The organism is Cellulomonas sp. URHB0016, assembly GCF_054057935.1.
In genome coordinates, this window is the sequence record NZ_JBSRZU010000001.1 from 1,872,445 (window position 1) to 1,887,635 (window position 15,191).

At 69.9% G+C, this 15,191-nt stretch carries 3 protein-coding genes; all 3 read right to left on the minus strand.

Annotation, left to right across the window (positions count from 1 at the left end; all coding sequences use genetic code 11):
* Window positions 1–61: 61 nt before the first annotated feature.
* The 3 genes from ACVW07_RS08745 to ACVW07_RS08755 all read right to left on the minus strand — a co-directional run bounded on the left by ACVW07_RS08745 (window position 62) and on the right by ACVW07_RS08755 (window position 15,069).
* Entirely contained in the window at window positions 62–5,353 is a 5,292-nt protein-coding gene (locus ACVW07_RS08745) for an endo-1,4-beta-xylanase (protein ID WP_456818860.1), read from the minus strand.
* Window positions 5,354–5,655: 302 nt separating this feature from the next.
* A complete protein-coding gene (locus ACVW07_RS08750; protein ID WP_456818861.1) occupies window positions 5,656–10,233 on the minus strand; it encodes an endo-1,4-beta-xylanase in 4,578 nt (1,525 codons plus the stop codon).
* Window positions 10,234–10,470: 237 nt separating this feature from the next.
* A complete protein-coding gene (locus tag ACVW07_RS08755) occupies window positions 10,471–15,069 on the minus strand; it encodes an endo-1,4-beta-xylanase (RefSeq protein ID WP_456818862.1) in 4,599 nt (1,532 codons plus the stop codon).
* Between the last annotated feature and the right edge of the window lie 122 nt (window positions 15,070–15,191).

Below are 15,191 nucleotides of genomic sequence, written 5' to 3' on the forward strand. Positions count from 1 at the left end.
CCGACCGGCTGTGCCGGTCCCTCAGAGGCGGCCCACAACCGCCTCGTCGTCTACCGCGCCGTCAGCGCCGCACCTGCCCGGCGTGCCGGGCCGTGATCCCGCCACGGCGGTACAGCACCAGGGCCACACCGGCCCCGAGCAGCCCCACGGCCAGCGCCAGCATCCCGGCGACCTGCGCACCGGTGGCCGCGAGCGTGCCACCTGCCGCCGTGATCGTGATCGGGATGGAGGTCGAGCTGCCGGACGTGAGCCCGCGGATCTCGATGGTGTGCTGACCCGGCGGCAGGGCCGTCGGGATCTGCACGGTCACCGTGTACGTGCCCGCAGCCGTCGCGACACCCCGGGCCAGCAGGACCGGCGTCGAGTGGATCCAGACCTCGACCGGCTCGTTGGGCTGCAGGTTCTTCGCGACCAGGGTCACGTCGCTGCCGGCCTTGACCGACGTGGCGCCACCCTGGATGGCCAGCGTCACACCGTCCGCACCCGGCTGGCCGGGCGTGGTGGTCGGCGACTGCGTCGGGCTCGGCGTGGTCGTCGGGCTCGGCGAGTGCGTCGGGTTCGGCGTGGTCGTCGGCGTCGCGGTCGGCGTCGCCGTCGGCGTCGCAGTCGGCGTCGCCGTCGGCGTCGCGGTCGGCGACGGGGTCGGCACGGCGGCGACCAGCTGGCCGACACCCCACCGCTCCGTCGTCTGGTAGCCCGTGCCGGTCGGCTCGGCCCAGCCGTGGACCGACGAGCGCACCGCGTCACCCGTGGCGTCGTTGACCTGGAAGTCCAGGCCCTGGAACGTCCCGAGCCCGCCGTTGTCGTGCAGGCCGATCGCGGCCTCCACCACGTAGCCGGACGTCGTCCGGCGCGTCGCGCTGGTGACGTTGGCCTTCTGGTAGCCCTCGTCACCCTTGCCGACCGACACCTTGTTGTTCCCGGTGATGCGGATCTGGGTGTCGTCGTAGCGGTACGAGTCGTTCTTCGCGTTGCCCGGGTCGACGAAGATCTCCAGCGAGTCCGCCAGCCACGGCGAGCCGTCGGCTGCCTGGACGTTGTACGTGGAGTCCTCCACCGTGGCGTAGACGAACAGCGTGTCGCCCTTCCACAGCGTCTTGACCTGCGCCATCGCACCGGTGGCGGAGCCGCCGGTGACCTTCGACGTGGTGACCGTGCCGGCGTCCGCCCACAGGGCGTCCTCGTCACCGTCGACCGCCGGCACCGAGGAGGCCTGGACGACCTCCGTGTACGACAGCGGCTCGATGAACGTCAGGGTGCCCAACGTCCCGGGCTTGTTCCAGCCGGTCGTGGTGGTGCCGTCCGTGACCGCCACGTCGAACGACGCCGTGTCGCCCTCGGTCGCGCTGACGAGCGGCAGGTGCACGACGAGCGCGTACCCGTCCCCGGTGTCCGAGACGGCGGCCGGGAGGTCGCCCGAGCCGTCGCGGTTGACGGTGTAGGTGTTGCCGTCGAGCGTGAGCTCCACGCCGTCGGACGCGTTGCTCGTGGCGTCGTCGACCGTGACGTACGCGGTCAGGTGGTCGGCCTCCCAGCGGAGCTGGAACGCCGTGCCGCCCTCGATGACGTGCAGCGGAAGCTGCGACCACGTGACCATGTCCGTGGCGCCGGCCTTCACGGCGACATCGCCCTGGAAGACGTTCGCCGTCCGCACGGGTGCCGGGAGGTCGGCGTCGACGACGCCGTAGTAGGCCGGCTTGGCCTTGAGCTCGTCGCCGAACAGGAGCGGTGCTCCCGCGGTGTTGCGCCAGCTCAGGTTGTCGGTGAGCCCCCACACCGTGGCCGAGAAGAGCTTCCCGGTCTTGGTGTGGAACGCGCGGAACGCGTTGAACGCCGACTTGTAGTAGTAGCCCTGGTCCACGAGCTTGGCCTCGGTCACCGGCGTGCCGGTGGTGACGTCGAGCTCGGTGATGGCCTGCTTCACCGGCAGGTCGCCGAACGCGGTGAGCGTGTCACCGAGGGCCGCGACCGGCAGCGACATGCTGACGTGGAACTGGTGGCCCACGCCGTCCAGCGGCACGTCCCGGGCGAGCAGACGCTCGATCAGGTCGTGGTACCGCTTCTGCTTGCCGGGAAGCTCGCTGTTGTAGTCGTTGATGAACAGCGTCACCGGGTGGGCCTTGCCCGCCGCGGCGTAGGTGCTGTTGAACGCCTCGTTCGCGTACTGGAACGCCAGGTCGATGAACTGCTCACCGAGGATGTCGTGCCAGTGGCTGTTGCGCAGGCCGTCCGGCGTGCCGGTGCTCGTGTCGGACACGGTCTCGTTGACCACGTCGAACGCGTACAGCGGGTTGGTGGAGCTGCCGAAGTCGCCGTACTTGTCGCTGAGGTACTTCGCGACGTTGTCGATGTGCGCCTTCATGCGGTCCTTGAGGACCTGCTGGTCCGCCGGGTCGCTGGTGAGGAAGCTGCCGTCCGCCTTCTGGAAGAACCAGTCCGGCGTCTGGCCGTGCCACACGAGCACGTGGCCGTAGACCTTCGTGCCGTTCGCCTGCGCGAACGTCATGAGGTCGTCGGCACCGGAGTTCGTCGTGACGAACGTCTTGTCAGGGCCGTACCAGGACTCCGGCTTCATGGTGTTCTCGGGCGTCACCTGGTCGAAGTGCTTGACTAGGAGGTCGGTGTACGGGCTCGAGACCGAGCCGAGCGCGGCACCCACGGCGAAGGCCGTCGTGTCCTTGATCGGCGTGATGCCCTGCTCGATGGCGAGGGGCTCCGTCACCGTGAGGGTGACGTCGTCCATCATGTACGCCGAGGTGTTCCCCGCCGCGCCGTTGGCCCAGACCGTCTCGAAGTAGAGCTGGTCGACCTTCGCCGGGGCGACGAACTTGCCCGTGACGTGCACCCACTCCGAGTTCGACATCGGCTCGAAGTGCAGCAGGTTGCCGTAGCTGTTGTCGGCCCGGTAGCTCAGCACGACCTCGCCGGGCGTCTGGCCTGCGGCGAACTTGATGTACGCCGACAGCTCGTAGCGGTTCCCGGGGACGACCACGCCCGCCGCGTCGTGCGCGAGGCCCTGGCCCTGCGAGACGCGGTCGCTGACGAGCGCCGACTGCGCGCCCGCGTTCTTGTCCGCGGTGGTGGTCGCGACGGTCGGCGCACCGTGGCCGTCGTCGCGGCCGTACCAGCCCTCGAGTCCGCTCTCGAAGCCGGTGTTGATGACCACGTCACCGACCTGCTGCGGGGCGGCAGGCTGCGAGGCGACCGCACCCACCGGGAGGCTGAACGTCCAGCCGGCGGCCAGACGCTCGTCGACGACCGTCTGCACGGCAGCGATCGAGCCGTTGCGGTAGTCAGGGCTCGAGCCGCCACCGTCGTGCACGAGGACGACCTGACCGGCCTTCATCGACGTCCGCAGGTTGGCGGTCAGCGTCGGGACGTCCTGCGTGCTCCAGTCGCTGATGAGGTTCGTGACCTCGAGCGGCTGCATGCCGAGCGCGACGGCCGCGGCGTTCGTGTTGCCCCACGCACCGTTGGGCGCACGGAAGAACGGCACCTGGGCGTTCGGGTCACCGAGCGCGTTCCGGATGATGGTGAGGTTCGCCATCATCTTGTCGGCGGCCTGCTGGGCGGTGAGCGTCTCCATCCCGTTGTAGTCGATGGAGTGGTTGCAGAGGGTGTGCCCCTCCGCGACGATCCGCTGGAGCACGGCCGCAGCACCGGGCGCCTGGATGTTCTGGCCGATGACGCAGAACGTGGCGTGCAGGTTGTGGGCCTTGAGGTAGTCGAGCAGCACCGGCGTGTTGACGGTGTTCGGGCCGTCGTCGAACGTCAGAGCCGCGACGTTGCCCGTGCCCTGGGCCTGCGTGACCGGCGTGGTGACGGGGTTGACCGCACCGCCCGGGACGAACCCAGCGGGGATCGTGATGCCGGGGCCCGCGGGGGGCAGGGGCAGGCCGACGAGGGAGAAGTCGTCCACCAGGAACTTCGTGGTGGCGCCCCCCGCCTCGAAGTAGAGGTCCGCCCCGGTGGTGCCCGCGTGCAGCGTGTAGGAGCCCGTGATGTGCACCCATGCGCCCGAGGTGACGGTGACGGGGGCGGTGACCTGGTCGTAGCTGTTGGCGGGCTTCTGGTTCACGGTCATCTTCACCGTGGTGTCCGCCTCGCCCGGGGCGAGCTTGACCCAGGCGTCCACCGTGTTCGCGGCCTCGGGCGTGACCAGGCCGGCGACGTCGGTCTGCGCCCCGTTCCAGTTGGCCGTGCGGCCGGTCACGAGCATGCTCTTCGTGCCGGTGTGCGCGTCGGGGGTGAGGGCGACGGTCGCGCCGCCACGTCCGGCCCACGGTGCCGTCGTCGACTCGAAGTCGTTCGCGAGGAGCGTCGTGGGGGTGCCGGTCGGCGCCGGCGGGGTCGTCGGCGCGCTCGCGTGCTCGGTGATCACCAGGTCGTCGACGAGGTAGGTGAACGGCGCGAAGGGCCCACCGGTCGTGTCACCGGCCGGCGCTGCGCTGAGGTACACCTGCGGGTCGACTGTGCCGCTCGGGACCGCCCACGTGCCGGTGATCGTCGTCCAGCCGCCGGCGGCGATGGTGCCCGAGCCGAGCCCGGCGTATCCGGGCTTGCTCTTGAACGCGAGGGTCGCGGAGCCGGGCATGCCGTCTCCGAGGCGCGCGCGCATCGAGAAGTCGTAGGTCGTGCCCGCCACGAGGGGGGCACCCACGCCACCGGGCGTCTGGATGCCCTCGTAGTCGTGCGTGGTGTTCGCGACCGAGAGGACCTTGCTGCCGTCGACCGTGGGGACGCTCAGGTTCGCGCTGCCGCTCGGCCACCAGGTCGAGCAGTCCTCGAAGTTCGTGGACGACACGGCCAGGCCGGTCGCCTTGTCGACGATCGTGAGGTCGTCGACCTGGAAGTCCGGCAGGCTCGTCGTGCCGTCCCACGATCCGGCCTCGACCGTCACCGAGGCGGGCGCACCCGCACCGTCGATCGTGAGGTCCGTGGTCAGCGTCGTCCAGGTGTCGGCGACCGCGGTCTGCACGCCGATGGGCGTGTAGGTGCCCGCCGTCGTGAAGCGGGCCGGGACGTCGGGCGACCCGGGGGCCGTCTTCACGCGCGCGGACAGCGTGTAGGTCCCGCCGGCCTGGAACACGCCGAGCGGCGAGGTGATCGAGTCGTACCCGTGGGGGCGACCGCTGATGCTCAGCGCATGGCCACCCCCGCCGTCCACCGTGACGGCGTACGCGGGGTTGCCGCTCTGCCGCCACGTGCCGAGCCCGCAGGACTCGAAGTCCAGGGACGCCACGACGGTCGGCGCAGCGCTCGCCGCGGGGAGGATGCCCGCGAGGGGTACGGCAACGACGCCCAGGGCGACGAGCCCTGCCCCGATAGTTTCGATATGTCTAGGCCGTCTCATCGACCGCTCCCTTGCCGCAATGTGACTGGTAACCGCGCAACCATACGTGCGTCCAGGAAGCCCTCGGCATAGGCCGATCGGGTGGCGTCGCAATCGTTATCGAAATTATCGGGCGGATCGCGCTGTTCGTCCGGTTCGCTCGGACTGCAAATCCCCACCTTCCACGCCGATCGCCGGCCGGCGGAGCCGCACGGGCGAAACTGCTTTCACCCCGCAGTGCACGGGCTGCGACGGCCGGCCGGGCCCGAACACGACTGCGCCCCCGGATCCGCGAGGGACCCGGGGGCGCAGAGGGGGTGACGTCAGCTGCGAACGACCACCAGGGTGGCCGCCTCGGACGTCGCCGTCCCGGCCGTGCTGGTCGCCAGGGCCCGGTACTGAGTGCCGTCGATGCTCGTCTGAGCGACGACGCTCAGCGTCGTGCTCGTGCCGCCGGGGACCTTGGTCCACGTCGTCGAGCCCTTCGCCTGCTGGTACCACTGCACCGCCGGCTCCGGGGAACCGCTCACGCCGACCGTGAACTTCGCGGTCGCCTTCGCCTTGACGCTGGCGTCCTTGGGCTGCGACGTGATCGCCGGTGCCGAGGTCGCCACCGTCACGGTCGCCACCTGGCTGGTGGCCGAGCCCAACTTGTTGGTGAAGACGGCGCGGTACTGGTCACCGTCAGGCTTGCCGCTCACCTTGACCGACAGCGTGGTGCTGTCGGTGCCGACCGGCCGCCAGTGCGACGAGGCGCCGGAGCGCTCCTCCCACCGCACGGTCGGCACGGGGTAGCCGGACGCGGCCGCCGTGAGCTTCACGGTCGAAGCGACCGCACCGCTGACCGACTGCGGCTGCTGGGTGATCTGCGGCGCCGCGACCGGCGGGGCCAGCGGCCCGACCAGCTCGGCGACACCCCAGCGGGTGGTGTTCTGGTACGAGCGGCCCGTCGGGTCGGTCCACGAGTGGACCGCCGTGCGGACCCCGGCCGTGCCGTCGTTGACCTGGAAGTCGACGCCGGTCAGGTCGCCCACGGCCGCGGTGCGACCGAACGCGATGCTCTCCTCCACGACGTACCCGCCGTCGACGACCTTGGTCGCGCTCGTCAACCGGTCCCCGATCACGGTCAGGTCCCCGCTCACGGACTGGAAGTTCTCGAAGTTGACCCGGTACTGGCCGTCGTTCGGCAGGTACGAGCCGTTCTTCGCGTTGACCGGGTCGAGGAACGTCTCGACCGAGTCCTGCTCCCAGGCGTTGCTCGACGTCGCGTCGAGCGTCGGGTCGCTCACCTCGTACAGCAGGTGCAGCGCGTCGTCGGTCCACAGCGCCCGGACCTTCGCCTTGGCACCCTCGGCCGCACCCTCGACGAGCGTGTCGGTGCTGACCACCGGCGCGTCCGCCCACACGGCGTCGACGTCACCGTCGACCGTCGGAGCCGTCTCCACCTGCGGGACCGCGAGGTAACCCACGGCCTCCACCAGGTCGAGCGCACCCAGACGCGCACCGTCCTCCTGGTGATGCGTCAGGTCGTTCCACGACACGCTCGCACCCGTGCCACCGTCGGTGATCCGGACGTCGAACTGCGCGGTGCCACCCTGCGCCAGACCGGTGGCCGGGATCGTCGCGACGACGTCGTAACCACCCTCGACCTCCGCGACCGTGCCGCCCGCACCCGTGCGGTCCACCGTGACGGCCGAACCGCCCGCCGTGAACAGCGCGACCTTGTCGCCGGCGCCGTCGTTGTTGGCGTCATCGACATGCACGTAGGCCGTCAGGTGATCGGCCGACCAGCGGACCTGGAAGCCCGAACCACCCGTCCCGACCTGCGTGTTCGGCAGGAGCGACCAGTCGTGCGCATCCGTACCCACCGGGTCACCGGCGTGCGCCAGCGCCGTCAGCGTCAGCGTCGGCAGCTGCGACCCGTCGACGACGCCGTAGTAGGCCGGCTTGGCCTTGAAGTCGTCGCCGAACAGGAGCGGTGCCCCCTCGGTGTTGCGCCAGCTCAGGTTGTCGGTGAGCCCCCACACCGTGGCCGAGAAGAGCTTCCCGGTCCTGGCGTGGAATGCGCGGAACGCGTTGAACGCCGACTTGTAGTAGTAGCCCTGGTCCACGAGCTTGGCCTCGGTCACCGGCGTGCCGGTGGTGACGTCGAGCTCCGTGACCGCCTGCTTCAGGGGCAGGGCGCCGAAGGTGGCCAGCGTCTCACCGAGTGCCGAGACCGGCAGCGACATGCTGACGTGGAACTGGTGGCCCACGCCGTCCAGCGGCACGTGCCGGGCGAGCAGACGCTCGATCAGGGCGTGGTACCGCTTCTGCTTGTCGGGCAGCTCGGTGTTGTAGTCGTTGATGAAGAGCGTGACCGGGTGGGTCGTGCCCGCCGCGGCGTAGGTGCTGTTGAACGCCTCGTTGGCGTACTGGAACGACAGGTCGATGAACTGCTCACCGAGGATGTCGTGCCAGTGGCTGTTGCGCAGTCCGTCCGGGGTGTCGGCCTTGTCGGACACGGTCTCGTTGACCACGTCGAACGCGTACAGCGGGTTGGTGGAGCTGCCGAAGTCGCCGTGCTTGTCGCTGAGGTACTTCGCGACGTTGTCGATGTGCGCCTTCATGCGGTCCTTCATCACCTGCTGGTCCGCAGAGCTGCTGGTGAGGTAGCTGCCGTCCGCCTTCTGGAAGAACCAGTCCGGCGTCTGGCCGTGCCACACGAGCACGTGGCCGTAGACCTTCGTGCCGTTCGCCTGCGCGAACGTCATGAGGTCGTCAGCACCCGAGTTCGTCGTGACGAACGTGTGGTCAGGGCCGTACCAGGACTCCGGCTTCATGGTGTTCTCGGGCGTCACCTGGTCGAAGTGCTTGATCAGGAGGTCGGTGTACGGCTTCGTGGTGGAGCCGAGTGCGGCACCCACGGCGAAGGCCGTCGTGTCCTTGATCGGCGTGAGGCCCTGCTCGATGGCGAGGGGCTCCGTCACCGTGAGCGTGATGTCGTCCATCATGTACGCCGAGGTGTTCCCCGCCGCGCCGTTGGCCCAGACCGTCTCGAAGTAGAGCTGGTCCACCTTCGCCGGGGCCACGAACTGGCCCGTGACGTGCACCCACGCCGAGTTCGACATGTTCTCGAAGTGCAGCAGGTTGCCGTAGGAGTTGTCGGCCCGGTAGCTGAGCACGACCTCGCCGGGCGTCTGGCCCGCGGCGAACTTGATGTACGCCGACAGGTCGTACCGGTTCCCGCCGACCAGGATGCCCGCCGTGTCGTGCGCGAGGCCCTGGCCCTGCGAGACGCGGTTGCTCACGAGCGCCGACTGCGCGCCCGTGTGCTTGTCAGTCGTCGTGGTCGCCGTGGTCGGGGCGCCGTGACCGTCGTCGCGGCCATACCAGCCCTCCAGGCCGGACTCGAAGCCGGCGTCGACGACCACGTCGCCGATCGTGCCCGAGCCCGCCGGCGGGGTCACCGGTGCGGCGGGCTTGGTGATGAGGATGTCGTCGACGAAGAACGACGGCAGCACGCCACCGACCGCGTCGACCTCGACCGAGACCTTCGTCGTGGCAGCCGCCGCACCCGCCGGGAGCGTGTACTTGCCGGTGACCGTCGTCCAACCGGCCGCGTTGACCGGGGTCGGCGCGATCCACGAGTAGCTGCCGTCAGCAGCCGTGAAGTGCGCCTGGGTCGCCGCAGCACCGGAGGCGAGCTTGACCCGCATCGACAGCGTGTACTCCGTGCCGGCCTCGAACAGACCCGTCGGGGACGAGATCGTGTCCCACGAGTTGACCCGGTTCGACACGCTCAGCACCTTGGAGCCGTCAGCCACGTACCCGTACGTCGGGTTACCCGACTGCGACCACGTGCCCTTCGTGCCGTCCTCGAAGTCCACCGACGAGACCGTGGTCACCGTCGGGGTCACGGGCGCCGGGGCGGGCTTGGTGATGAGGATGTCGTCGACGAAGAACGACGGCAGCACGCCACCGACCGCGTCGACCTCGACCGAGACCTTCGTGGTGGCGGCCGCCGCACCCGCCGGGAGCGTGTACTTGCCGGTGACCGTCGTCCAACCGGCGGCGTTGACCGGGGTCGGCGCGATCCACGAGTAGCTGCCGTCAGCGGCCGTGAAGTGCGCCTGGGTCGCCGCAGCACCAGAGGCGAGCTTGACCCGCATCGACAGCGTGTACTCCGTGCCGGCCTCCAACAGACCCGTCGGGGACGAGATCGTGTCCCACGAGTTGACCCGGTTCGAGACGCTCAGCACCTTGGAGCCGTCAGCCACGAACCCGTACGTCGGGTTACCCGACTGCGACCAGGTGCCCTTCGTGCCGTCCTCGAAGTCCACCGACGAGACCGTGGTCACCGTCGGGGTCACGGGCGCCGGGGCGGGCTTGGTGATGAGGATGTCGTCGACGAAGAACGACGGCAGCACGCCACCGACCGCGTCGACCTCGACCGAGACCTTCGTCGTGGCAGCCGCCGCACCCGCCGGGAGCGTGTACTTGCCGGTGACCGTCGTCCAACCGGCCGCGTTGACCGGGGTCGGCGCGATCCACGAGTAGCTGCCGTCAGCAGCCGTGAAGTGCGCCTGGGTCGCCGCAGCACCAGAGGCGAGCTTGACCCGCATCGACAGCGTGTACTCCGTGCCGGCCTCCAACAGACCCGTCGGGGACGAGATCGTGTCCCACGAGTTGACCCGGTTCGACACGCTCAGCACCTTGGAGCCGTCAGCCACGAACCCGTACGTCGGGTTACCCGACTGCGACCACGTGCCCTTCGTGCCGTCCTCGAAGTCCACCGACGAGACGACAACAACGGTGTTCGCGGCGGTGGCGCTCTGGGCGGCGCCGATGATCGGGACAGCGACGACAGCGAACGCCGCCACCGCCGTCGCGATAGTTTCGATCAATCTTGGTGGTCTCATGGACGCTCCCTCGCGCGCGCTCGGACAGATATCCGCGCAAAGGTAAGGCGCGCCCTCGTGGAACGTGTGCGATCGGATCGATCCTCGACCGACACTTTCGACATATGCCCCGGAATCTCACCAGGATTCGCTCGTTCGCGACACCCTCACGCACCACATCGGGCGCGAGCGAACGGGTGAAGGCACCACTGCGCCCCCGGATCCGCGAGGGATCCGGGGGCGCAGCGGTGGGTGACGTCAGCTGCGGATGACCCGCAGGGTGACGGTCGCCGATGTCGCCGTCCCGGCCGTGCTGGTCGCCACGGCCCGGTAGTGCGTGCCGTCGGCGTTGGCCTGAGCGACGACGCTCAGCGTGGTGCTCGTGGCGCCGGGGACCTTGGTCCACGTCGTGGAGCCCTTCGCCTGCTGGTACCACTGCACCTTCGGCTCCGGGTACCCGCTGACGCCGACCGTGAACTTCGCGGTCGCCTTCACCTTCACGGTCACGTCCTTGGGCTGCGACGTGATCGCCGGAGCGGAGGTCGCCACCGTCACGGTCGCCACCTGGCTGGTGGCCGAGCCGAGCTTGTTGGTGAAGACCGCGCGGTACTGGTCGCCGTCAGGCTTGCCGCTCACCTTGACCGACAGCGTGGTGCTGCCGGTGCCGACCGGCCGCCAGTGCGACGAGCCGCCGGAGCTCTGCTCCCACCGCACGGTCGGCACGGGGTAGCCGGACGCGGCCGCCGTGAGCTTCACGGTGGAGCCGACCGCACCGCTGACCGACTGCGGCTGCGTGGTGACGACCGGCTTGGCCTTCGCCACGGTGACCGTCGCCTTGTCGGTGGTCGCCGACCCCTCGGAGTTGGTGAACACCGCCCGGTAGGTCGCCCCGTCGTGCTTGGCGTCCAGCGGGACCGTCAGGCTCGGGCTTGTCGCCCCCGCCACGTCCTTCCACTTGTGCGTCCACAGCCAGCCGTCCGTGAGGACCTGCCACTGCACCGTCGGCTCCGGCTGACCGGACGCGGCGGCCGTGAGGGTGGCCTCCGAGCCGAACGCGCCGGACACCGACTGCGGCTGCTGGGTGATCTGCGGCGCCGCCACCGGCGGGGCCAGCGGCCCGACCAGCTCGGCGACACCCCAGCGGGTGGTGTTCTGGTACGAGCGGCCCGTCGGGTCGGTCCACGAGTGGACCGCCGTGCGGACCCCGGCCGTGCCGTCGTTGACCTGGAAGTCGACGCCCGTGAGGTCGCCCACGGCCGCGGTGTGACCGAACGCGATGCTCTCCTCCACGACGTACCCGCCGTCGACGACCTTGGTCGCGCTCGTCAACCGGTCCCCGATCACGGTCAGGTCCCCGCTCACGGACTGGAAGTTCTCGAAGTTGACCCGGTACTGGCCGTCGTTCGGCAGGTACGAGCCGTTCTTCGCGTTGACCGGGTCGAGGAACGTCTCGACCGAGTCCTGCTCCCAGGCGTTGCTCGACGTCGCGTCGAGCGTCGGGTCGCTCACCTCGTACAGCAGGTGCAGCGCGTCGTCGGTCCACAGCGCCCGGACCTTCGCCTTGGCACCCTCGGCCGCACCCTCGACGAGCGTGTCGGTGCTGACCACCGGCGCGTCCGCCCACACGGCGTCGATGTCACCGTCGACCGTCGGAGCCGTCTCCACCTGCGGGACCGCGAGGTAACCCACGGCCTCCACCAGGTCGAGCGCACCCAGACGCGCACCGTCCTCCTGGTGATGCGTCAGGTCGTTCCACGACACGCTCGCACCCGTGCCACCGTCGGTGATCCGGACGTCGAACTGCGCGGTGCCACCCTGCGCCAGACCCGTGGCCGGGATCGTCGCGACGACGTCGTAACCACCCTCGACCTCCGCGACCGTGCCGCCGGCACCCGTGCGGTCCACCGTGACGGCCGAACCGCCCGCCGTGAACAGCGCGACCTTGTCACCGGCGCCGTCGTTCGTGGCGTCATCGACATGCACGTAGGCCGTCAGGTGATCGGCCGACCAGCGGACCTGGAAGCCCGAGCCGCCCGTCCCGACCTGCGTGTTCGGCAGGAGCGACCAGTCGTGCGCATCCGTGCCCACCGGGTCACCGGCGTGCGCCAGCGCCGTCAACGTCAGCGTCGGCAGCTGCGACCCGTCGGCGATGCCCCAGAAGGCCGGCTTGGCCTGGAGGTCGCCGTTGAACGGCAGCGGCGCACCCTCGCTGCGCCACGACCGGGAGTCGTACGGACCCCAGATCGTCACCGCGAACAGGTCGGGGTACTGCCGGAGCAGGTCGAACAGGTTCTGGTAGTAGTAGCCCTGCTGCACCAGCTTGTTCTGGGTGATCGCCCCGTCGACAGCCACGTCAAGCTCGCTGACGTTCTGCAGCAGCGGGAGCGTGCCGAACAGGTCGAGCGTCGCCTTGAGGCTGGCGATCGACGTGGACATGCTCAGGTGGAACTGGTTGCCGATGCCGTCCACCGGGACGTCGTGGGCGATCAGGTCCTGCAGGAGCGTGAACATCGCCTGGCGCTTGGCCGGCTGCTCGGTGTTGTAGTCGTTGATGAACAGCTTCACCGCGGGGTCCGTGGTGTCGCCGCCGTTGAACGCGTCGCTCGCGTACTCGAACGCCTTGTTCACGAAGCCGGCGCCGAGCACGTTGTACCAGGGGCTCCGGCGCATGCCGTCGTCCTGGCTCTCGTCAATGACCTCGTTGACCACGTCGAACGACACGATGGGGTTGCCCGCCGTGCCGTACTCGCCGTACTTCTCGCGGAAGTGGTCGGCGACCGTGTCGATGTGCGTCTTCATGCGCTGGAGCAGCAGGGCCTGGTCGTCCGCGCTGTTCGTGAGCGGCGTGCCGTCGGTGTGCTCGAAGAACCACGCCGGCGTCTGGCTGTGCCACACGAGCGTGTGGCCGTGCACCCGGGTGCCGTGGGCGATCGCGTAGTCGACGAGCGCGTCGGCGTCACCGAACGTGAACGTGCCCTCGGTCGGCTGGATCTCCTCGGGCTTCATGTCGTTCTCGGGCGTGAGCTGGTTGTAGTGCTTGCTCACCAGCTGCTCGCCGGCACCGGTGGTCTCGCGGCTGTCGATCGCGACACCGAGGGGCCACGGCACGGTGTCCTGGAGCGACGGGATGTCCGTCTGGACCGGCGGCGCGGAGTTCCCGGTGACGACCACGTCGTCGACGAGGAACGACGGCGTGCCCGACGCGCTTTCGAAGTACAGCAGCGCCGTCTCCGCGGCCGCCATCGTGTACGACGTGCTGATCTGGACCCACGCGCCCGACGTCACACCCGTCGCCGTGGCGACCGTGTCGTAGGACGAGGTGCCCGCGTTGTCCCGCTGGATGCTCAGACGGATGTCGGCCGGGTCGGTCTCGCTGTCGGCGAGCTTGACCCACGCGGAGATGTTGTAGGTGCGGCCCGTGGTGAAGATGCCCGTCACCGACGCGCCGAGGCCGTGCCAGCCCTGGGTGCGGTCCGCGACGCTCGCGGACTGCGCGCCACCGTGGTGCTCGGTGGTGCTGAGGCTGATCACCGGGTTGGTGCCGTCGCCGCGAGCGCCCCAGGCGCCGAGGTCGGTCTCGAAGTCGTTCGTCAGGGTGGAGACGCCGGTCGAGCCGCCGTCGTCCGCCGGGCCGCCGACCGGGAGGCTGAACGTCCAGCCCGCCGCCAGGCGCTCGTCCACCACGGTCTTGACCGCGGTGAGCGTGCCGGTGCGGTCGCCGCCGCCGTCGTGCGTGAGGACGATCTGGCCGGCCTTCATCGCGGTGCGCAGGTTGGCCGTGAGGGTGTCGACGTCCTGCGTCTCCCAGTCGGAGATCGTGTTCGTGACGCCGAGCGGCTGCATGCCGAGCGACACGGCGGCCGCGGCGATGTTGGAGCCCCAGCTGCCGTTGGGCGCCCGGAAGAAGGGCACGGGGGCGTTCGGGTCACCGAGCGCGTCGCGGATGATGCCGAGGTTCTGCTTCATCCGGTCCTGCGCCTGCTCGAGCGTGAGGCTGCCCATGTCGGCGTAGTCGATGGAGTGGTTGCACAGCGTGTGCCCGTCGGCGACGATCCGCTTGAGGATGTCCGCGCCGCCCTCCGCCTGGATGTTCTGGCCGATGACGCAGAACGTGGCGTGCAGGCCGTTGAGCTTCAGGTAGTCGAGCAGCGCGGTCGTCGTGGCGCCGTTGGGGCCGTCGTCGAACGTGAGCGCCGCGACGTTGCCGGTGCCGCGAGCCGCGACGGACGGCGTCAGGACCGGGTCGACCGCTCCGCCCGGGACCACGCTCGGGTCGACCGGGGGCACGTCCGTACCGGTGACGAGCACGTCGTCCACCAGGTAGTTCGGGGGCGTCGAGCCGATGTTGGCCGCCTCGACGTAGAGGGTCGCCGCCGTGAGGCCGGCGGGCTTGGTGTAGGTGCCGGTGATCTGGGTCCAGCCGTCCGCCGTGGTGGCGGCGGGCGACCCGACCCAGGTGTACGCGTCACCCGCGGCGGAGGTCTCCTGCACCGTGAAGTGCATGCCGGACGAGCCGGTGGTGCCGGGGGCGAGCTTCACCCACGCCGACACCGTGTAGGGGGTGCCCTCCGCCAGCAGGCTGGCCACGCTCGTGGCGGCGCCGTGCCAGTCGGCCGTGCGGCCGGATACCGAGAGGCTCTGGGCACCGGCGTGGGCGTCGGCTGCCGTGACCGCGAGGGTCACGGGACCGCGCGGACCCCAAGGAGCGACGGACGCACCCTCGAAGTCGTTGCTGAGAACGACGGTGTCGGCCGCCGCGGCGGGGGCCGCGAGGGCAACACCGGCGATCGGCGCGATGACCAGCGCGGCGGCTGAGACACCTACTCCGATAGTTTCGAGGATACGAGGTCGTTTCATCCGACGCTCCTTTGCGCAGATCTGGGCGAGGCGTCCCCAAGGTACGCACCGGGCGGATCGTCCGCAATGGGCGTTTCCCCCGAAACTTCACGGATCCTGGGCCGTGAACTATCGGCGGCGCC